General features: G+C 60.4%; 21 protein-coding genes. 11 read left to right on the top strand and 10 right to left on the bottom strand.

Features of this window, described 5'->3' with window-relative positions; translation table 11 throughout:
- Window positions 1–72 precede the first annotated feature (72 nt).
- Window positions 73–1005, top strand: coding sequence for a D-2-hydroxyacid dehydrogenase (locus M5G26_RS03020; protein WP_273914405.1), 933 nt, complete (start codon window positions 73–75; stop codon window positions 1003–1005).
- Window positions 1006–1137: 132 nt separating this feature from the next.
- Here M5G26_RS03020 and M5G26_RS03025 read toward each other — a convergent pair whose 3' ends face one another.
- Window positions 1138–1731: a nitroreductase family protein gene (locus M5G26_RS03025; protein ID WP_273914406.1), complete on the bottom strand. Its 594-nt coding sequence runs from the start codon at window positions 1729–1731 to the stop codon at window positions 1138–1140.
- Window positions 1732–2010: 279 nt separating this feature from the next.
- Between M5G26_RS03025 and M5G26_RS03030 the strand changes: the two genes are divergently transcribed.
- The gene (locus tag M5G26_RS03030; RefSeq protein ID WP_273914407.1) at window positions 2011–2460 is read left to right on the top strand and encodes a YcgN family cysteine cluster protein; all 450 of its coding nucleotides are present in this window, start codon (window positions 2011–2013) and stop codon (window positions 2458–2460) included.
- 35 nt (window positions 2461–2495) lie between these two features.
- Window positions 2496–3725 (top strand): hypothetical protein, encoded by a 1230-nt coding sequence (locus M5G26_RS03035; protein ID WP_134177668.1) that lies wholly within the window; start codon window positions 2496–2498, stop codon window positions 3723–3725.
- Between the two features lie 95 nt (window positions 3726–3820).
- Here the strand turns inward: M5G26_RS03035 and M5G26_RS03040 are convergent, their stop codons facing one another.
- From M5G26_RS03040 to M5G26_RS03055, 4 genes are all read right to left on the bottom strand, one after another.
- Entirely contained in the window at window positions 3821–4198 is a 378-nt protein-coding gene (locus M5G26_RS03040) for a YgaP family membrane protein (RefSeq protein ID WP_134177669.1), read from the bottom strand.
- Between the two features lie 81 nt (window positions 4199–4279).
- Window positions 4280–4750 carry an RNA methyltransferase gene (locus tag M5G26_RS03045; RefSeq protein ID WP_007911337.1) on the bottom strand — a complete coding sequence of 157 codons (471 nt, stop codon included), beginning with the start codon at window positions 4748–4750 and terminating at the stop codon, window positions 4280–4282.
- A 132-nt stretch (window positions 4751–4882) separates the two neighbouring features.
- Window positions 4883–5254, bottom strand: a complete 372-nt coding sequence (locus tag M5G26_RS03050; protein WP_007911336.1) for a YajD family HNH nuclease — start codon at window positions 5252–5254, stop codon at window positions 4883–4885.
- Window positions 5255–5301: 47 nt separating this feature from the next.
- Window positions 5302–5988, bottom strand: coding sequence for a spermidine synthase (locus tag M5G26_RS03055; RefSeq protein ID WP_007911335.1), 687 nt, complete (start codon window positions 5986–5988; stop codon window positions 5302–5304).
- 79 nt (window positions 5989–6067) lie between these two features.
- Here M5G26_RS03055 and M5G26_RS03060 point away from each other — a divergent pair, with 79 nt between their 5' ends.
- On the top strand, window positions 6068–6352 hold the full coding sequence (locus tag M5G26_RS03060) for a hypothetical protein (RefSeq protein ID WP_273914408.1): 285 nt from the start codon (window positions 6068–6070) through the stop codon (window positions 6350–6352).
- Here the strand turns inward: M5G26_RS03060 and M5G26_RS03065 are convergent.
- Together M5G26_RS03065 and M5G26_RS03070 are read right to left on the bottom strand one after the other, a co-directional pair.
- Window positions 6349–6822: a cyclic nucleotide-binding domain-containing protein gene (locus M5G26_RS03065; RefSeq protein ID WP_007911332.1), complete on the bottom strand. Its 474-nt coding sequence runs from the start codon at window positions 6820–6822 to the stop codon at window positions 6349–6351. The genes M5G26_RS03060 and M5G26_RS03065 overlap by 4 nt on opposite strands.
- 201 nt (window positions 6823–7023) lie before the next feature.
- Window positions 7024–9078, bottom strand: coding sequence for a S9 family peptidase (locus M5G26_RS03070; protein ID WP_273914409.1), 2055 nt, complete (start codon window positions 9076–9078; stop codon window positions 7024–7026).
- Window positions 9079–9303: 225 nt separating this feature from the next.
- On the opposite strand from M5G26_RS03070, the gene M5G26_RS03075 reads away from it, so the two are divergent.
- Genes M5G26_RS03075 through M5G26_RS03085 form a run of 3 tightly spaced genes read left to right on the top strand, consistent with a single transcriptional unit; the run spans window position 9304 to window position 11149 of the window.
- Entirely contained in the window at window positions 9304–9801 is a 498-nt protein-coding gene (locus M5G26_RS03075; protein ID WP_038358408.1) for a hypothetical protein, read from the top strand.
- Between the two features lie 15 nt (window positions 9802–9816).
- Window positions 9817–10593 (top strand): class II glutamine amidotransferase, encoded by a 777-nt coding sequence (locus M5G26_RS03080; RefSeq protein ID WP_007911322.1) that lies wholly within the window; start codon window positions 9817–9819, stop codon window positions 10591–10593.
- 13 nt (window positions 10594–10606) lie between these two features.
- Window positions 10607–11149 carry a DUF2937 family protein gene (locus M5G26_RS03085; protein ID WP_034153178.1) on the top strand — a complete coding sequence of 181 codons (543 nt, stop codon included), beginning with the start codon at window positions 10607–10609 and terminating at the stop codon, window positions 11147–11149.
- A gap of 109 nt (window positions 11150–11258) precedes the next feature.
- Here M5G26_RS03085 and M5G26_RS03090 read toward each other — a convergent pair whose 3' ends face one another.
- A complete protein-coding gene (locus M5G26_RS03090) occupies window positions 11259–12170 on the bottom strand; it encodes a LysR family transcriptional regulator (protein ID WP_110720063.1) in 912 nt (303 codons plus the stop codon).
- A gap of 159 nt (window positions 12171–12329) precedes the next feature.
- Between M5G26_RS03090 and M5G26_RS03095 the strand changes: the two genes are divergently transcribed.
- The 4 genes from M5G26_RS03095 to M5G26_RS03110 all read left to right on the top strand — a co-directional run bounded on the left by M5G26_RS03095 (window position 12330) and on the right by M5G26_RS03110 (window position 16052).
- Window positions 12330–13616, top strand: coding sequence for an MFS transporter (locus tag M5G26_RS03095; RefSeq protein ID WP_034153180.1), 1287 nt, complete (start codon window positions 12330–12332; stop codon window positions 13614–13616).
- A gap of 62 nt (window positions 13617–13678) precedes the next feature.
- Window positions 13679–14431 (top strand): 5-oxoprolinase subunit PxpA, encoded by a 753-nt coding sequence (locus M5G26_RS03100; RefSeq protein ID WP_273914410.1) that lies wholly within the window; start codon window positions 13679–13681, stop codon window positions 14429–14431.
- The gene (gene pxpB / locus M5G26_RS03105) at window positions 14428–15132 is read left to right on the top strand and encodes a 5-oxoprolinase subunit PxpB (protein WP_273914411.1); all 705 of its coding nucleotides are present in this window, start codon (window positions 14428–14430) and stop codon (window positions 15130–15132) included. Before M5G26_RS03100 ends, pxpB begins: the two co-directional genes overlap by 4 nt.
- Window positions 15129–16052 (top strand): biotin-dependent carboxyltransferase family protein, encoded by a 924-nt coding sequence (locus tag M5G26_RS03110; protein WP_273914412.1) that lies wholly within the window; start codon window positions 15129–15131, stop codon window positions 16050–16052. The genes pxpB and M5G26_RS03110 overlap by 4 nt, the downstream gene beginning before the upstream one ends.
- Before the next feature lie 106 nt (window positions 16053–16158).
- On the opposite strand, the gene M5G26_RS03115 is transcribed toward M5G26_RS03110, so the two are convergent.
- Together M5G26_RS03115 and M5G26_RS03120 are read right to left on the bottom strand one after the other, a co-directional pair.
- Complete coding sequence (locus M5G26_RS03115; protein ID WP_064388394.1) at window positions 16159–17337, bottom strand: vWA domain-containing protein; 1179 nt, start codon at window positions 17335–17337, stop codon at window positions 16159–16161.
- A gap of 12 nt (window positions 17338–17349) precedes the next feature.
- Window positions 17350–18195: an AAA family ATPase gene (locus M5G26_RS03120; protein ID WP_038358424.1), complete on the bottom strand. Its 846-nt coding sequence runs from the start codon at window positions 18193–18195 to the stop codon at window positions 17350–17352.
- Between the last annotated feature and the right edge of the window lie 233 nt (window positions 18196–18428).

Consider the following 18428-nt stretch of genomic DNA (forward strand, 5'->3'; position numbering starts at 1 on the left):
CCTGGAACTGTTTTTACCGCGATGGCCGCCCGAATCCGGCGGCTGTCTGCACGGTTTGCGAAAGGTTTGAAGATGCGCGTTCTGATTGCTGAACACGACCACGCGATATACGCCCGGCTGCTGCGTCAGGCAGCGCCCGAGCTTGAAGTACTGACCAGCGGCGACTCCGCCGAGCTGGCCCGGCAGGCGGCCGATTGCCCTGTGTGGCTTGGGCAACCGGATCTATTGGCGACCCTGCTGCGCCAAGGGCACCAGCCACAGTGGCTGCAATCGACCTGGGCCGGCATCACGCCGTTACTCGCGGACGGTTTGCGCCGTGATTACCGCTTGACCCGTGCAGTGGGGATTTTCGGTCAGGTGATGGCCGAGTACGTGCTGACCTACATCCTCGGCCATGAGCGCGAAGTGCTGGCGCGCCTGGTCAGCCAGGTCGAACGCAAATGGGATAACCGCAGCGGTCAGAGCCTGGTCGGACGTAAAGTGCTGATCGTCGGCACCGGTGACATCGGCCAGAGCGTGGCGCAGTTCCTGCGGCCGTTCGGCATCGAGTTATACGGCATCGCCAGCACTGCCCGCGAGCAGGCGCCGTTTGTCGAAGTCGGTTCGATGGCCGATCTGCCACGGCTGGTGGGCGAAGTGGATTACGTGGTCAATCTGCTGCCGAACACCGAACACACCCACGATATCTACGACGCTGCGCTGTTCAAGCAATTCAAGCCGACCGGGTTGTTTATCAATGCCGGGCGCGGGGTTGCGGTGGTGGATGCCGATCTGGTTGAAGCGTTGAAGGAAGGGCATCTGGCGGGGGCGGTGATCGACGTTTGCCGTCAGGAGCCACTGCCGCAACGCCATCCGTTCTGGACCGCATGGGGCTTGCTGCTGACCGGGCACAGCTCGGCACCGACGTCACCGGCGCTGATGGTGCAGTTGTTTGTCGAGAACCTGAAGGCGTATCAGGCAGGTGAGGCGTTGCGCGGGGAAGTGGATTTCAGTCGCGGGTATTGATCTCCTTGCTTCAGATCGTTCCCACGCTCCGCGTGGGAATGCAGCCGGGGACGCTCTGCGTCCCATTGGAACGCGGAGCGTCCCTTGAGTCATTCCCACGCGGAGCGTGGGAACGATCATTTGCGGTGTGGCTTAGAGGGTGAAGTCGCCTTCAGCCGCCAGCTCGCTCAGCGGACGACGCGGGCTCGGCTCTTCACGGGCCTGCAGGTATTCAGCCAGCGTTGCCTTGTCACCCAGTTTGCCAACGGCCACCGCCGCGTGCAGCGCATAACCTTCCGGAATATTCAGCTCCTTGCGCGTCAGCTCCTGATCGAACCCGGCCATGCCGTGGGTGTGCCAGCCGCTGAGGCTCGCTTGCAGCGCCAGATGGCCCCACGCCGAACCCGTGTCGAAGGTGTGCCACAACGCCGGGGTTTCTTCCGTCGCACCCGGTGCAATGAACGTGGTTTTCGAAATCACGATGACCAGCGCCGATGCGTGCTGCGCCCAGCTACGGTTGAATTCATTGAGCAGGCCCAGATAACGCTCCCAGTTCGGCGTATCGCGACGCGCATACAGGAAACGCCACGGCTGCGAGTTGTACGCCGAGGGCGCCCAACGGGCCGCTTCGAAGAAACTCAGCAGGATTTCTTCCGGGATCGCTTCGCCGGTGAAGGCGCGCGGCGACCAGCGGTCGGTGAATTGCGGGTGAATGGCGTAATCGGCAACGCGAGGGTTGGCACTCATCGAGAGATTCCTTGCTACGTTTGAGTCAGGGATTTGCATGAAAACCCGGCGGGATCAGTTGCGCTGAACGATGGGGTTTTCCGAGCCTGAGGGTTCACCACAATGCAACGCGGTCGAGCGTTAATGGCTTGCGGGCAAGGCTCCTTGCGACTGGCAAAGCTACGCGCCGCCACAAAAACTGACAAGTCCCGCACAACCGGCAGTCGCCAACGCTTGGCCCGCAAGGCCTTGAGCACTAGACTGGCGGCCTTTTCACCACCTGATGTTGATGCTTGAGCCATGGCCGCCGAAGTCGAACCGTTCTGGAAACGCAAAACCCTCGATCAGCTGAATCACCAAGAATGGGAATCGCTGTGCGACGGCTGTGGTCTGTGCTGCCTGCAGAAACTCGAGGATGAAGAGGACAACAGCGTTTATTACACGCGCATCGCCTGCAAACTGCTGGACCTGAAAACCTGCCAGTGCAGCGATTACCCGAACCGCCTCAAATTTGTCCCGGACTGCATCCAGCTCACCCCGGGCCAGGCCGAAGAATTCAAATGGCTGCCGCCGACCTGCGGATATCGACTGGTCAGCGAAGGCAAGGATCTGCCGTTGTGGCACCACCTGGTTTGCGGCGATCGCGACGCGGTGCACCACGAGCGGATTTCCCAGTCCGGGCGCATGCTCGCCGAAGGCAGCGTGCCGGAGGATGACTGGGAAGATCACCTGATTTTCCGCGCGGGCTGAACACCTGCGGATTCAAGCTTTACCAAGGAGTGTGTATGGCTGTCGGATTGTCGCGAGCGTTGATGATTGCGCTGCTGGCGGTGAGCGCGCCGGCATGGGCGGCGAAGAAAGTCGATCTGGATTATCACGTGCGCCTGTTGCCACAGAGCGATCAGGCCGAAGTACGCCTGACCCTGGCCAAAGGCGAGGCGGTGCGCAGTCTCGACTTCGATCTTGGCGACGGCAGCCATTACAGCGACTTCAAGGCTGACGGCCAGTGGCTGCTGAGCCCGGGCAAACAGGCGCGCGGGGTCTGGCGCCCCGCCAGCGAAAAGTCCAGCCTGACCTACCGCGTGCGCATCAGCCACGGCCGCAAGAACGGCAGTTTCGACACGCGCATGACCCCGACTTGGGCGTTGATGCGTGGCGACGAACTGGTGCCGCCGGCCAGACTCGATCAGCAGGACGGCACCGAACTGGTCGCGCGTCTGCAATTCGAATTGCCCGACGGTTGGAAGAGCATCGAAACCGCATGGCCGCGCATCGGCAAAAACAAGTTCCGCATCGATAACCCGTCACGGCTGTTCGACCGCCCGACTGGCTGGATGCTCGCCGGGCACCTCGGCAGCCGCCGCACACGCTTGGGCGAAACCGAAGTCACCGTGGCCTCGCCGCAAGGGCAGGGCATGCGCCGGATGGACGTGCTGACGTTGCTGACGTTCGTCTGGCCGCAGGTGCAGGCGGTTTATCCACGCCATCCGGCCAAACTGTTGATTGTCGGCGCCAACGACCCGATGTGGCGCGGCAGCCTCGGTGCGCATGAATCCATCTACGTGAACACGCGATTGCCGCTGGTCAGCGAAAGCGGCAGCAGCGCGCTGGTGCGTGAACTGGCGCAGGTGTTCGGGCGGATCAACGACGAGCAGCGCAGTGACTGGATCAGCGAAGGCTTTGCCGAGTATTACGCCATTGAATTGGTGCGCCGCGCCGGTGGCATGAGCGATGAGCGTTATCAGGCGTTACAGGCGAAACTGGCCAGGGACGGCCAGAAAGTCACGACGTTGCGCGGTGAGCAGATCAGCCCGGCGCAGGTGGCGAAAGCAGTGGTGGTGTTGCAGGAGCTGGATGGCGAGATTCGCTTGAAGACGCGCAACAAGCGTTCGCTGGATGACGTGTTACGTGGGGCGATGCATCTGGGGACGGTGAGTACCAAGGAGTTTGTGCAACTGGCCGAGAGCGTGCTTGGCGAGTCTTCCAAAGTGCTTGATACCGCATTGCTACAGTAAAGATCAAAAGATCGCAGCCTTCGGCAGCTCCTACCTGTGGAATGCGTTTTCCCTGTAGGAGCTGCCGAAGGCTGCGAGCTTTTGCTTTTAAGCTATCAACCCCCGGCTTTCGGCGATTTCACCGAATCATTGCCGGTCACGGTGGCGGTGCTGGTCGCCGCCTCGGCATTGGCCTTGAGCTTGCTCAACTCTTCCCCGGCCCGCTCGATCTTCGCCCGCACATTGTTCATGTCCTGACGACTCTTCTCGATCAGGCTTTTCACCGAGCTGTGCCCGGTAATCCCGCGCGCCATGGCCACGCCGCCAATCGCCACCTGAATCAAACCGAACACACCGCCACGGCGCAGGCCCTTGCCGACCATGATCACGCCACCGGCCAATGAGCCGATGCGCTCCCAGCCTTCGACGTTCTGCTCGGAATGGCTCTGGAACGGGGTGGATTCGATACGCTCGACGCGTTTGAGCTCGGTCATGATCTTTCTCCAGGCAATGAGTAATGGATAAATTAGCTGACTGCCAGAGCGGTCAGCTCGTTCCATCGGATGTGCGACGCTTTAGCGGAATTTTGGCCCGGAGCGGGTGTTCAAGCCCTTGGCCATGCGGTCGTAGAGCACGACGTTGACCGTGGCGGCGAGGTTCATGCAGCCAGTGGTCGGGATGTACACGACGTCTTCGCACCAGTCGCGGATCTCTTTATCCAGCGAGCCGTCTTCCGGGCCGAAGATGTACAGGGCGCGATCCGGGTGGGTGTACTCCGGCAGCGGGCGGGCGCCCTCGACCAGTTCCACGGCGACCGGCACGCAGTTGAGCGGGAGGATTTTTTTCAGATCGTCGATGCCGATCAGCGGGATGTCGTAGTGCACGCGTTTGGTATCGGTGACGAAGTCGGCGGCGCGTTCATAACGCTTGCCGGTGTAGAACACCGACGCCACGCCATAGCAGCCTGCGGCGCGCATCACCGAACCGACGTTCTCCGGTGATTTGGGGTTATACAAACCAATGCAGCTGTACCGTTTGTCTGCCACGAGCGGGGTGCCTTCGGGAAAAAGAGCGCGATTATACGGGGATAAGATCAAAAGATCGCAGCCTTCGGCAGCTCCTACAGTTGAATGGCGTACACCCTGTAGGAGCTGCCGAAGGCTGCGATCTTTTGCTTTTTAATCTTCTTTCTTCATCAACCCGGCCAACGCGGCAAACGGGTTATGCGTGGCCTTGGCAATCTTCGGCGTGCTCAGCGAGCCTTCGCTGAAATACTGCTGATCGGTATAGCGCGAGTGTTCGTTGTCGTGGCAATACAGGCACAACAATTCCCAGTTCGAGCCGTCCTGCGGGTTGTTGTCGTGGTTGTGGTCGCGGTGGTGCACGGTCAGTTCGCTCAGGCGCTTGCCGGAAAATTCACGGGTGCAGCGGCCACAGACGTGCGGGTACATCTTCAGGGCCTTGTCGCGGTAGCCCATTTCCTTGTCGCGCTGGTTGTCGGCGAGAATGCGATCCAGCTTCGACGTGTTGGTTGGGGTGGACGAACTCATGGGTTCACCTTTGTAAAAGACTAATGACGGTTAGCGCAGAGTTTAGCTCAGCCCTTGAGCTTCTCGGCAATCCAGATCGTGTGGCGCGTGCCCTTGTTGCCGTGGGCGAAGACCTGGACTTCTTCGGCCTTGAAGCCGGCCTTCTTCAATTTGTCGGAAAACAGCCGGTCGGCGCTGGCCGACCACACGGCGAGCACGCCTTTCGGGCGCAGGGCTTTGGCGCAGGCATTCAGACCAGCGGCCGAGTACAGCCAGCTGTTGGCCTTCTGCGTCAGGCCTTCGGGGCCGTTGTCGACGTCAAGCATGATCGCGTCGAAGCCGTTCGGCTCGCTTTGCAGCACCTTGGCCACGTCTTCCTGACGGATCACCGTGCGCGGATCGAGCAGCGGGCGGCCGGACTTTTCCCCGAGCGGGCCACGGTTCCACTCGACCACACCGGGCACCAACTCAGCGACCACCACTTCGGCAGTCTTGCCCAGATGCTTGAGTGCCGAGGCGAGGGTGAAACCCATGCCCAGACCGCCGATCAGCACCCGCGAATCCGGGCGGCCAGCGACCTTGCGGCAAGGAATCTCGGCCAGCGCATCTTCGGAACCGTGCATGCGCGTATTCATCAATTGCCCGCCGTCGCCGCCCTGGATCTTGATGACAAAATCCTCGCCATACTCGAACAGGCACAGGGCACCGCCGCTTTCAGGGATCGGGGTGGTGTCGAGCAGAACGAAACGTTTCATGGAAATCTCTACAAGGGGGAAGGCAAGCAGGCCCGTTGGGAGTAGCCTGAGCGCAGACTAAGGCCAAACGGAGCCCTTGATGAAGCGCACCATTCTAACGGTCATTGCCCTGGCCGCGCTCTCGATTACTGCAGTGCAGGCGCAACAGACGATTCCGCTCAGCCCGGCGCCGCAACCCGGCTCGCCCGGTACCGCAACGCCGACGCCGTATCCGCAGATCACGCCGATCACCATTCCCAAGTCCGGCGCTGGCAGTGGCAGCCCGCCGCTGGTGCCGATCGAGATGCCTAGCCCGCCGAGCAAGGATCAACCGGTGCCGGGCATCGAACCGAGCGGCAGCAAGGCGAAATCCCCCGGCGGTTAAACCTGTTGCGCCGCCAGTTGGCCGTCGGCCATGCGCAGGCGTTTCGACAGCGAGACGGCGAGGGCGCGGATGATCTTCGCGGCGATCTTCGGCGCGTCGTTGAGCATTTTTTCCAGCGAATCCTTGCCGAGGTTCAGCAACTGGCAGTTGCTCGCGGCGATGCAGGTGGCCGAACGTCGCTCTCCATCGAGCACGGCCATTTCACCGAACGCCCTACCGCTGCGCAGGGTGGCCATGGTGATGACCTGGCCATCGGGCCCGGTTTTCTGCACGGCGACCTGACCGGTGTGAATGATGCACATGAAACTGCCGGCATCGCCCTCACGGAAAATCGCCTCGCCCTCAGCCACGGTGCTGATGCTGAAGTAGCCGGAAGCGGCCGCAAAATCGGCCAGCTGCAATTGATCGAACAGGCCGCAGTCCATCAGCCAGTCGCGGATTTCGTTGTTCAGGAAGGTCGGTTCTGACATGTCGTCACGGTCTTTTTATTGTCTCGGATTTCAGGCTACACACGGTCCCCATGCAGGAGCTGCCGAAGGCTGCGATCTGTTGATCTTGCCTTTGAAAAAATCAAAATCAAAAGATCGCAGCCTTCGGCAGCTCCTACAGGGATCTGTGGGGTATCGGCCTCTCGGGTCTGGAATTAAGACCCAAGTGACCGACGGAGTTCCTCAGGCCAGGCCCAAAACCTTGAAAACAAATGCGTATTCGAGTGCTACGTCACGTAATCCCTGATAACGCCCGCTCATCCCGCCATGCCCGGCGCCCAGTTCTGTCTTGAGCAGCAGCACATTGTCGTCAGTCTTGGTCGCGCGCAATTTCGCTACCCACTTGGCCGCTTCCCAGTACTGCACGCGGCTGTCGTTGTAGCCGGCGATCACCAGTGTCGCCGGATAATCCTGCGCGCTGACGTTTTCGTAGGGCGCGTAAGCCTTGATCCGCTCGTAGACCTCCGGCTCTTCGGGATTGCCCCACTCGTCGTACTCGGTGACGGTCAGTGGAAGCTCCGGATCGAGCATGGTGTTGAGCACGTCGACGAACGGCACTTCAGCAATCGCCACGCCGAACAGATCCGGACGCTGGTTGAGCACGGCACCGATGAGCAAACCACCCGCGCTGCCGCCACTGATCGCCAGTTTTTCGGCAGTAGTGATGCCGTTGAGGATCAGAAACTCGGCGCAGGCAATGAAATCGCTGAAGGTGTTGTGTTTGTGTTCCTGCTTGCCGGCGCGATACCAGGCTTCGCCCAATTCACCGCCGCCGCGCACGTGAGCAATGGCGAAGGCCATGCCGCGATCCAGAAGGCTCAGGCGCGCATGGGAGAACCACGGATCAAGGCTCGAACCGTAAGCGCCGTAGCCATAGAGATACAGCGGCACCGCTTTGCCGACCATTTCGCGCTTCATCACCAGGCTGATCGGCACTTGCGTTCCGTCCGGCGCGGTCGCCCACAGGCGCTGGCTGACATAAGCGTCGGCGTCGAACGGGCCGAGTACCGGGGTTTCTTTCAACACCGCTTGTTCGCCGCTGGCGAGGATAAGTTGGCGGACCTGTGCCGGGCGATTCAACGCCTCGTAGCGCAGACGAATGCGGTCGCTCTCGAACTCCAGGCTGTTTTGCACATAGAGGCTGTAGGCCGCGTCCGGCAATTGCACGCGATAAGGCGTCAGACCGTGCGGGTGAACTTCGATGATCGGCAGGCCACCCTCGCGCAGGCTCAGGGTCATCGCCTCGGTGTTGAGGCTGACGCCATCAAGCATCACCGTGTCGCTGTGGGGGATCAGGTTCTGCCAGTCGGCTTCGGTCGGCGCGGTACCGGTGTCCGGGGCCTGATACAGGGCGTAGTTGATGCCGTCGCGGTTGGTGCGGATGAACCACGTCCACACGCCGTCGAGCACGCCGTGATCGACATCGTATTCATGATCTTCGACCCGTGGGGCCAGGCAAGTGAACGGCAGGTGCGGCTGATTGGCGTCGAGCGCCCAGACTTCGCTGGTGGTCTTGCTGCCCAGCGACAGCAGCAATTGCTGCTCGGAACTGGAACGGTAGCAGTGCAGGAAGAAACGCCCGTCCGGCTCATGGAAAACTTCTTCGGCAGCGGTGCCGTCGAGGCGATAACGGAACAGTTTGTGTGGGCGGTGGGTGTCGTCGAGTACGCCGAAAAACAGGGTCAGGCTGTCGTTGGCCCAGGTCATGCTGCCGTCGCAGTCCTGAAACTCCAGTTCGCTCACTTTGTCGTTGGCCAGTTCCTTGACGAACAGCGTGTAGATCTCATCGCCCGAGGCGTCGACGCTGTAGGCCAGGCGCTGGTGATCCGGGCTGATGCTGAACGCACCGAGCGAGAAGAAGCCGCCGTTGGCCAGCTCATTCGGGTCGAGCAGCAGTTGCTCGCGGCTTTCATCGAGGGTCAGGCTGTCGTCCGCCGGACGCGGGCAGCGGTAGTGCCGGGCGTATTCATCGCCCGCCGTGGTGCGCGTGTAATACAGGTACGGGCCCCACGGCGAGGGCAGGGACAGGTCGGTTTCCAGAATCCGGCCCTTGATCTCTTCGAACAGGCTTTCACGCAGATCGGCCTGATCGGCGGTTTGCGCCTCTTGCCAGGCGTTTTCGGCCTTGAGGTAATCGAGCACCGCGTCGGTGTCGCGCTCCTGCAGCCAGGCATACGGGTCGGCACCGGGCGCCTTGTGGGCAATCGGGGCACTGATGACGTTGGCGGATTGGGGCATGGAAGGCTCTCGGACAAATTACGGAATAGGGTTTTCGCAGCTTTTGAAACCGTCGCAGGCCCCTGTGGGAGCGAGCCTGCTCGCGAAAGCGGTGGGTCAGACAACAATGTTTCAACTGACAGTCCGTATTCGCGAGCAGGCTCGCTCCCACAGGTCGCATGTCTATTGGGACAAGCCGGACGGGCGAAAAGTCGTTACTATAAGCGCCTCTTTGCCTGCCTTGCCATGGACACCATGACCGAGAACGACTATCTGATCGCCTGGGGCCTCTACGCCTTTGCCGCTGTGGGCTGCCTGTTGGTATGGATGCGCCTGACTACCTGGATGTGGCGCTGGTTGCGCGAACCGCTGCGTGTGTTGATGGCGGTGTTGCTGTTCAGCCCGACCATCATTGACCCGGTCAAGGAAAAGGTCGCGCCGGCCATTGCCATCACCGCGCTGGATCTGGCCTTCAAGGTTGGCAACAACGCCTGGCGTGCAGTCTCCGATCTGTTCATGTACGGCATGATCGCTTTCGGCATCTACCTGATTTTCGTGCTGATCCGCTTTCCGCTCGAACGTGCTTCGAAGGCGCGCCGGGAACAGGCCGAAGCCGCCAAGGCCGCCGCACGCGCCGATGACCGCGACGATGATCAACCGTTTGGCGGTGCCGGCGATGACCGTTACGGTCGCCCGCCAGTGCCGAACAATCCGCAGCGCATGCGGGTCGAGCCGCGTCTGTAACCCGAGAGTCCGCACATGTGTGAATTACTGGGCATGAGTGCCAACGTGCCGACCGATATCGTGTTCAGCTTCACCGGCCTGATGCAGCGCGGCGGCCGCACCGGCCCGCACCGCGACGGTTGGGGTATCGCCTTTTATGAAGGTCGTGGCTTGCGTCTGTTTCAGGACCCGGCGGCGAGTTGCGAGTCGGAAGTCGCCAATCTGGTGCAGCGTTATCCGATCAAAAGCGAAGTAGTCATCGGCCACATCCGCCAGGCCAACGTCGGCAAGGTCTGCCTGTCCAACACCCACCCGTTCGTCCGCGAACTGTGGGGGCGCAACTGGTGCTTTGCGCACAACGGCCAGCTCGCCGATTTCACTCCAATCAAAAGTTTCTACCGCCCGGTTGGCGATACCGACAGCGAAGCGGCGTTCTGCGATTTGCTCAACCGCGTGCGTGCAGCATTCCCGGAGCCGGTCGATATAGAAGAGCTGTTGCCGGATCTGGTCGCCGCGTGCGCCGAATACCGCAGCAAAGGCGTGTTCAACTGCCTGCTCAGCGATGGCGACTGGCTGTTCTGCTATTGCTCGACCAAACTCGCACAGATCACCCGACGTGCACCGTTCGGTCCGGCACGCTTGAAGGATGTCGACGTGATCGTCGATTTCCAGGCGGAAACCACGCCCAACGACGTGGTCACGGTGATCGCCACCGAGCCTTTGACCGAAAACGAAACCTGGACCCGCTACGAACCGGGCCAATGGAGCCTGTGGCGACGCGGCGAATGTGTCAGCCAAGGCAAGACCGAATAAGGATCTATCCCCGATGTTGCTCAGTTATGTACGGCTGGTGTTGTTTGCGGCGGGCCTGTTGATCGGTGTCCAGGTGCCGGGTTTCATCAACGATTACGCGAAACGCGTGGAGGCGCATCTGATCGAGGCGCAGACCGGTTTGCGCGGTTTTCAAGGGACTGCCGAGCAGTTCTTCAAGGGCGATATGCAGGCACTGGTCGCGCATTATCGTGCCAGTGAGGATCCGATCTTTCGCAGCGATGCCGACAGTCTGAACACCTTGCTCACCCGTCAGGTCGCGTTGGACAAGCAGTTCCAGGCGATGCAGGGCCCTTGGTACATCCGCTTCCTGCAGGTCGTGCTGGCGGCGGATCCGGACATTCGCAAGGAAACCTGGAACGGCTACAGCTACCAGATCCTGCTGACCCCGGAAGCGATGATATGGGGCATGAGCGGCGCGTTGCTGCTGTCGTTCGGGATTGAGTGCCTGTTCCGCTTGATCGATTGGGTTGTGCTCGGTGGCCGACGCTTGCGCCAGAGCCGGCCGATCGAAGATCGCGACGTGCGCGGCCTCTGATGATCGTTCCCACGCTCCGCGTGGGAATACCTCAACGGACGCTCCGCGTTCGGCTTTCGAGGGACGCGGAGCGTCCCGGGCTGCATTCCCACGCGGAGCGTAGGAACGATCAACTTAACGCGATGTAGTCCTTGCCCACCTTGTGCGCATACCCTTCAAGCACCTGCTGACACAACGTCACAATCTCCTCGACCCACTCAACCCCCACCCGCCACGACACCACCACCTGCAGGTTTGGCGGTCGCTGATCAATATCCAATAACGTCAATTCCCCCCGCGCCAGCTCCTCAGCCACCAACACCGGCGGCAGCACACCAATCCCAAATCCATCACGCAATAACCGGGTAATCGCCGACACCGAGTTCACGCAATTCAAACGTGGCGCCAGTACGCCATTGGCTTGCATCAACGCCAGAAGGTCCTGATGCGGCCGGGAGTTTTTCGAGTAGGTGATGATCCGCTCCTGCGCCAGTTCGGCGAGGTCGGCGTAATCGCGGTTGTAGATAGAATTGCTCGCGACAATCCAGCCCAGCGGATGACTGGCCAGCTCCAGACTGCGCACGCTTTCATGGCGGATCAGATCGGTTTGCAGAACGATGTCGAGAAAGCCTTTTTGCAGCTGATCGCAGAGGTTCAGCGAGGTATCCGCCACCAGCTCGATTTCCACCCGTGGATACAGATCGGTCATCTGCGCGACCAACGGGCTGAGCCAGGTGTGGATTACCGTGTCCATCACGCCGATACGCACGCGGCCGACTTTACTCGAGCGGGTCTCGATCGACTGTTTCAGCGCCGACATGGTGTCGAGCATCTGCTCGGCGTACTCCAGCACTTTCAGCCCTTCGGGCGTCAGGCTGACACCGCGTGAATCGCGCAAAAACAGCTTCACCCCCAGCTCACCTTCCAGTACCGCGATGCGGCTGGAAATCGACGCCTGGGTGGTGAACAGCTTGTCGGCGGTCAGGCGAAAACTCTTCAGTCGGGCGACCCAGACAAAGGTCTCGAGAAACTTCAGGTTCATGGGCAAGGCTCGGGTGACAAATTTTTCTTATGGCTAAGGCGGGTTTTTATTCGTTGGACGCAGCAGGGCCGCGCGACGAAAAATCGACGCATCCGGTCCCCACGATAGGCGTCGTCGGGGCTACGAACAAGACCAATAAAAAACCTGCGGAGATAAGCCATGCGTGCTCCCGACACCCTAGAAGTACCCAAGGCAACGGCGCGTCCGGGGCCGTTCGACTGGTATCGCAACATCAACCAGCAAGAGCGTCGCACGTTCTGGAGCTGCAAGATCGGCTACGGTCTGGACGGCATGGACACGCAGATGCTCAGCTTCGTCGTGCCGACGCTGATCGCGATGTGGGGCATCACCACCGGCGAAGCGGGGCTGATCCACACCAGCACGTTGATTGCTTCGGCCATCGGCGGTTGGGTTGCCGGAATTCTTTCTGACCGCATCGGCCGCGTGCGCACCCTGCAACTGACGGTGCTGTGGTTCGCCTTCTTCACCTTCCTCTGCGGCTTCGCGCAAAACTATGAACAACTGTTGATCGCCCGGACGTTGATGGGCTTCGGTTTCGGCGGCGAATGGACCGCCGGCGCGGTGCTGATCGGCGAGGTGATCCGCGCCAAGGACCGTGGCAAAGCGGTGGGCATGGTGCAATCCGGTTGGGCGCTGGGCTGGGGGCTGACGGCGATTCTGTATGCGCTGCTGTTCTCGGTGTTGCCGCCGGAAGACGCCTGGCGTGCGTTGTTCATCCTCGGCATCGTGCCGGCGATTTTTGTGATTTTCGTCCGTCGACTGGTGAAAGATCCGGAGATCTACCGCGAGGCCAAGGCGCAGCAAACGCCGGAGACTCAATCGAAATTCTACGAAATCTTCGCACCCGGCATGCTCTTCACCACGTTCCGCGCTTCGCTGCTGACCACGGGTGCGCTGGGCGGTTATTACGCGATCACTTCCTGGCTGCCCACCTTCCTGAAAAACGAGCGCGGTTTGAGCGTACTCGGCACGGGCGGTTATCTGGCGATGGTGATTGTCGGGTCTTACGTCGGTTATGTGATCAGCGCTTATCTGACCGACCTGCTGGGACGGAAAAAGAACTTCATCCTGTTCGCGGTCGGCTCGTTCACCATCGTTCTGCTCTATACGCAGTTGCCGGTGAGCAACGGCGTGATGCTGTGGCTGGGCTTCCCGCTGGGCTTCTTCGCCTCGGGGATTTTCAGCGGCATGGGCGCGTTTCTGACTGAATTGTTTCCTACACGAATTCGCGGTTCGGGGCAGGGCTTTTGCTACAACATCGGTCGGGCGCTGGCGGCATTGTTTCCGCTGCTGATCGGTCTGCTTAGCCAGAAAGTACCGTTGAGCGTCGGCATTGGCGCATTTGCTGCGGTGTCTTATGGCGTGGTGATTATTGCGGCATTGAGCCTGCCGGAAACCCGTGGCAAGCAACTCGATGCGCAGTAACTGATAACCTGCCAAGCACAGTCCTACAGATAAAAAGACAAGCCCCTACAGGAGTGTTCACCGTGAGCCGCCTGCTATTGAATTGCGACATTGGCGAGAGCTTCGGCAGCTGGACCATGGGTCTGGATGCCGAGGTCATGCCCTTCATCGATTGCGCCAACGTGGCCTGTGGTTTCCACGCGGGTGATCCGAGCATCATGCGCAAGACCGTCAGCCTGGCGTTGAGCCACGGCGTGCAGATCGGCGCACACCCGGCCTATCAGGATCTGGTCGGCTTCGGCCGCCGTTCCATGGCGTATTCGGCGCAAGAACTGCAAGACATCCTGCATTACCAGATCGGCGCCCTCGACGGCATCTGCAAGGCGCAAGGCGGGCGCGTCAGTTACGTCAAACCCCATGGCGCGATGTACAACGACATGATGGCCAACCCGGCGCAATTGCGTGCGGTGATTCAGGCAGTGGCCGCTTATGACCGCAGCTTGCCATTGATGCTGATGGCCACTCGCGACAACTCCGCTGCCCAGCAGATTGGCGATGAGTACGGCGTGACCTTATGGTTCGAAGCCTTCGCCGACCGTGCTTACGACAGTGCCGGCAAACTGGTTTCACGACAATTGCCGGGCGCGGTGCATCACGACCCGGAAAAAATCATCGAGCAAGCCCTGACCATTGCCCGTGGCGACAACCTCAGCGCCAGCGACGGCAGCGCCTTGCGCCTGCACGCCAACACCCTTTGCGTGCATGGCGACAACGCCAGTTCGGTGGCCGCCGTGCAACGCATTCGCGAAGCCTTGAATCAGCAGAGCGCCTCATGAACCCAAGGATAGAAGTGGTGGCACTGGATTGCCTGATGCTGCGCCTGTTCGATGAAATCGCTGAGGCCAACATGCCGTGGATGCTCGCTGCCAGTGAGCGTTTGCGTGCGGCATTCGGTGAGCAACTCATCGATCTGGTGCCGTCTTATACGACGTTGATGGTGCATTACGATTTGACCGCATTGAGTCCGAGTCAGGCGCGGGAATTGATCGCCGAAGCGTTGATCGATCTGTCACCGAATGCGCAAACCGCTGGCCAATGCCATGTGCTGCCGGTCTGGTACGACTTGAGTGTCGGCCCTGAGTTGAGTTTGCTGGCCGAACGCAGCGGTCTGGCGGTGGATGAAGTGATCCGTCGCCACAGCGGACGTGAGTATCAGGTATTCGCCCTTGGTTTCGCGCCGGGTTTCGCGTTTATGGGGTTGGTCGAAGAAGTGCTTGCCGCGCCTCGCCTGAACACGCCACGCAAAAAAGTCGCTGCCGGTAGCGTCGGCATTGCCGAACGGCAGACGGCGGCTTACCCCGTGGTCTCTCCCGGCGGCTGGAACCTGATCGGCCGTACCCCGGCCAAGTTGTTCGACCGCAATCGCGATGGTTACAGCCTGATGCAACCCGGCGACACCGTGCGATTCGAAGCGGTCAGTCATGCCGAGTTCGTCAATCTGGGCGGCGATGACACGCCACTGGAGGCGCAGGCATGAGCCGACTGAGGATTGAGGCGAGTACGCCGCTATGCCTGTTGCAGGACGCAGGGCGTTTCGGCGTGCGGCATCTGGGCGTGACCCAGGGCGGCGCGGCGGATTGGTGTTCGATGGGTTGGGCCAACTGGTTGCTCGGCAACGAGCTGGATGCAACGGTGATCGAAATCACCCTCGGCGGCTTTGCCGTGGTGGCCGAAGAGGCGTGTTGGCTGGCGTTGGCTGGCGCAGATCTTGGCGCGCAGATCGACGGGCAGCCACTGGCGCCGTGGCGCAGTTTCAAATTGAGCAGGGGGCAGACGTTGCGCCTCACTCAGCCGTTGCTCGGTGCCCGGGCTTACCTGGCAGCGCCGGGTGGTTTTGATGCACCGAAGGTGCTGGGCAGCAGCGCCACGGTTGTACGTGAAGAACTCGGTGGTCCGGATGGCATGGGCTTACCATTGGCGAAGGGCGCGACGCTGAGTTATCGCGGTGAATCGCTGTTGCTGCGCGAAGTGCCTTTGGCATTACAGCCGGATATGAAATCGAATGCGCCGCTGGATCTGGTGCTCGGCGCACAGATCGGCCAGTTCAGCGGGCAGAGTCTGTTCGATGCATTCAACAGCGTCTGGACACTGGACAGTCGCGCTGATCGCATGGGCATTCGTTTACTGGGCAAGGCGCTGGAGTATCAGGGCCAGCCGATGATTTCCGAGGGGATTCCATTGGGCGCGGTGCAAGTGCCGCCGGACGGCCAGCCGATTGTGTTGCTCAATGATCGACAGACGATTGGTGGTTATCCGCGATTGGGCGCATTGACGCCGTTGGCGTTGGCGCGGTTGGCGCAGTGTCTGCCGGGGACGCAGGTGCGGTTGCGGCCGGTGGTGCAAGACGTTGCGCACCGTGAGCACATCAAATATCTGCAGTGTTTTCTGAATAGCTAAAAGCTTCGTCGGAACGCCGCCCGGAGCAAGCTCGCTCCCACAATTGAAATGCATTCCAATGTGGGAGCGAGCCTGCTCGCGAAGGGGCCATTACTGACAAAACAGATTATTTGGACAAAAACCGCATCCCTTCCTCAAGCCCGCGCAACGTCAACGGATACATCTGATCTTCAATCAGATCCCGCACGATATTGGTCGACGAGGTGTACCCCCACGTATCTTTCGGATACGGATTGATCCAGATGAGCTTCTTGTACTTCTCCATGAAGCGCTGCATCCACACGTAGCCCGGCTCTTCGTTCCAGTGCTCGACACTGCCACCAGCCTGAGTGATTTCATACGGCGCCATGGCGGCGTCACCGATAAAAATCACTTTGTAGTCGGCGCCGTACTTGTGTAGCAAGTCCTGGGTCGAAGTGCGCTCCGAGGTGCGGCGCATGTTGTTCTTCCACACCGATTCGTAAACGAAGTTGTGGAAGTAGAAGTACTCCAGATGTTTGAACTCGGTCTTGCAGGCCGAGAACAGTTCTTCGCAGATCTTCACGTGCGCGTCCATCGAACCGCCGATGTCGAACAGCAACAACAGCTTCACCGTGTTGCGGCGCTCGGGACGCATCTGAATGTTCAGCAGGCCCGCGTCTTTGGCGGTGTGATCGATGGTGCCGTCGATGTCGAGTTCTTCCGCCGCGCCTTGGCGAGCGAATTTACGCAAGCGACGCAGGGCCACCTTGATGTTGCGCGTGCCCAGCTCCACCGAGTCGTCGAGGTTCTTGTACTCGCGCTGATCCCAGACTTTCACCGCTTTGCCCTGGCGTTTGCCGGCATCGCCGACCCGAATGCCTTCCGGGTTGAAACCGCCGGAGCCGAACGGGCTGGTGCCGCCAGTACCAATCCACTTGTTGCCGCCGGCGTGGCGTTCCTTCTGTTCTTCCAGACGCTTCTTAAACTCTTCGATCAGCTTGTCCAGGCCGCCAAGGGACTGGATCTGCGCGCGTTCCTCGTCAGTCAGCGAACGCTCGAATTCCTTGCGCAGCCAGTCTTCGGGAATCAGCGCCTGCAGATGATCGTCGAGCTTTTCCAGGCCATTGAAGTAGGCGCCGAACGCACGGTCGAACTTGTCGAAATGGCGTTCGTCCTTCACCAGAATCGCCCGCGACAAGTAATAGAACTCGTCCATGTCGGCGAAGGTCACGCGCTGTTTCAGCGCGTTGATCAGGTCGAGCAGCTCGCGCACCGACACCGGCACCTTGGCTGCGCGCATTTCATTGAACAGGTTGAGCAACATGGCGTCAGCCTCTTAGCGGGTGCCGCGACGGCTCATGAACGCGAGGCGCTCAAGCAGTTGCACGTCCTGTTCATTCTTCACCAAAGCACCGGCCAGCGGCGGGATTGCCTTGGTCGGATCGCGTTCGCGCAGCACCGCTTCACCGATATTGTCGGCCATCAGCAGCTTCAGCCAATCGACCAGTTCCGAGGTCGACGGCTTCTTCTTCAGGCCCGGCACTTTGCGCACATCAAAGAACACGTCCAGCGCTTCGCTGACCAGATCCTTCTTGATGTCCGGGTAGTGCACGTCGACGATTTTCTGCAGGGTCGGGCGGTCCGGGAAGGCGATGTAGTGGAAGAAGCAGCGGCGCAGGAAAGCGTCCGGCAGCTCTTTTTCGTTGTTCGAAGTAATGATGATGATCGGGCGCTTCTTGGCCTTGATGGTCTCGTCGATCTCGTAAACGTAGAACTCCATCTTGTCGAGTTCTTGCAGCAAGTCGTTCGGGAACTCGATATCGGCCTTGTCGATCTCGTCGATCAGCAGAATGACCCGCTCTTCGGACTCAAACGCCTCCCAGAGCTTGCCCTTCTTCAGGTAGTTGCGCACGTCGTGGACTTTTTCAGTGCCCAGTTGCGAGTCACGCAGACGGCTGACCGCATCGTATTCGTACAGGCCCTGATGGGCCTTGGTGGTGGACTTGATGTGCCAGGTGATCAGCTTGGCATTGAACGATTCGGCCAATTGCTCGGCGAGCATGGTCTTGCCGGTGCCCGGCTCGCCCTTGACCAGCAGCGGCCGCTCCAGGGTGATAGCGGCGTTGACCGCCAGCTTCAGGTCATCGGTGGCGACGTAGGCCTGGGTGCCTTCGAACTTCATCTGCTAATCCTCGAACGGTAACGCCGACCTGAACGGGCAGGGCGGGGGCGAAATAATCGGATGCCTGACTATAACGCGCAGGCCGGTCGACTGTGAACGCAGACGGCTTATTCAGTCTCTGAATGGGGCGTCACATGTTGACTCAGTCTCGGCGCTTGGCCAGCATTCAGGTATCGCCGATTTGGCGATAGCCTTCAGGATGTCCACTGAATCTGTGGCGAGGGAGCTTGCTC

The sequence above is a fragment of the Pseudomonas sp. TNT2022 ID642 genome, assembly GCF_028656995.1.
In the GTDB taxonomy this organism is placed as follows: Bacteria; Pseudomonadota; Gammaproteobacteria; order Pseudomonadales; family Pseudomonadaceae; genus Aquipseudomonas.

Coding starts and splice junctions, on each gene's coding strand:
- M5G26_RS03020 (WP_273914405.1), top strand. CDS start 73: ATGCGCGTTCTGATTGCTGAACACGACCACGCGATATACGCCCGGCTG.
- M5G26_RS03025 (WP_273914406.1), bottom strand. CDS start 1,731: ATGAGTGCCAACCCTCGCGTTGCCGATTACGCCATTCACCCGCAATTC.
- M5G26_RS03030 (WP_273914407.1), top strand. CDS start 2,011: ATGGCCGCCGAAGTCGAACCGTTCTGGAAACGCAAAACCCTCGATCAG.
- M5G26_RS03035 (WP_134177668.1), top strand. CDS start 2,496: ATGGCTGTCGGATTGTCGCGAGCGTTGATGATTGCGCTGCTGGCGGTG.
- M5G26_RS03040 (WP_134177669.1), bottom strand. CDS start 4,198: ATGACCGAGCTCAAACGCGTCGAGCGTATCGAATCCACCCCGTTCCAG.
- M5G26_RS03050 (WP_007911336.1), bottom strand. CDS start 5,254: ATGAGTTCGTCCACCCCAACCAACACGTCGAAGCTGGATCGCATTCTC.
- M5G26_RS03055 (WP_007911335.1), bottom strand. CDS start 5,988: ATGAAACGTTTCGTTCTGCTCGACACCACCCCGATCCCTGAAAGCGGC.
- M5G26_RS03060 (WP_273914408.1), top strand. CDS start 6,068: ATGAAGCGCACCATTCTAACGGTCATTGCCCTGGCCGCGCTCTCGATT.
- M5G26_RS03065 (WP_007911332.1), bottom strand. CDS start 6,822: ATGTCAGAACCGACCTTCCTGAACAACGAAATCCGCGACTGGCTGATG.
- M5G26_RS03070 (WP_273914409.1), bottom strand. CDS start 9,078: ATGCCCCAATCCGCCAACGTCATCAGTGCCCCGATTGCCCACAAGGCG.
- M5G26_RS03075 (WP_038358408.1), top strand. CDS start 9,304: ATGGACACCATGACCGAGAACGACTATCTGATCGCCTGGGGCCTCTAC.
- M5G26_RS03080 (WP_007911322.1), top strand. CDS start 9,817: ATGTGTGAATTACTGGGCATGAGTGCCAACGTGCCGACCGATATCGTG.
- M5G26_RS03085 (WP_034153178.1), top strand. CDS start 10,607: ATGTTGCTCAGTTATGTACGGCTGGTGTTGTTTGCGGCGGGCCTGTTG.
- M5G26_RS03090 (WP_110720063.1), bottom strand. CDS start 12,170: ATGAACCTGAAGTTTCTCGAGACCTTTGTCTGGGTCGCCCGACTGAAG.
- M5G26_RS03095 (WP_034153180.1), top strand. CDS start 12,330: ATGCGTGCTCCCGACACCCTAGAAGTACCCAAGGCAACGGCGCGTCCG.
- pxpB (WP_273914411.1), top strand. CDS start 14,428: ATGAACCCAAGGATAGAAGTGGTGGCACTGGATTGCCTGATGCTGCGC.
- M5G26_RS03110 (WP_273914412.1), top strand. CDS start 15,129: ATGAGCCGACTGAGGATTGAGGCGAGTACGCCGCTATGCCTGTTGCAG.
- M5G26_RS03115 (WP_064388394.1), bottom strand. CDS start 17,337: ATGTTGCTCAACCTGTTCAATGAAATGCGCGCAGCCAAGGTGCCGGTG.
- M5G26_RS03120 (WP_038358424.1), bottom strand. CDS start 18,195: ATGAAGTTCGAAGGCACCCAGGCCTACGTCGCCACCGATGACCTGAAG.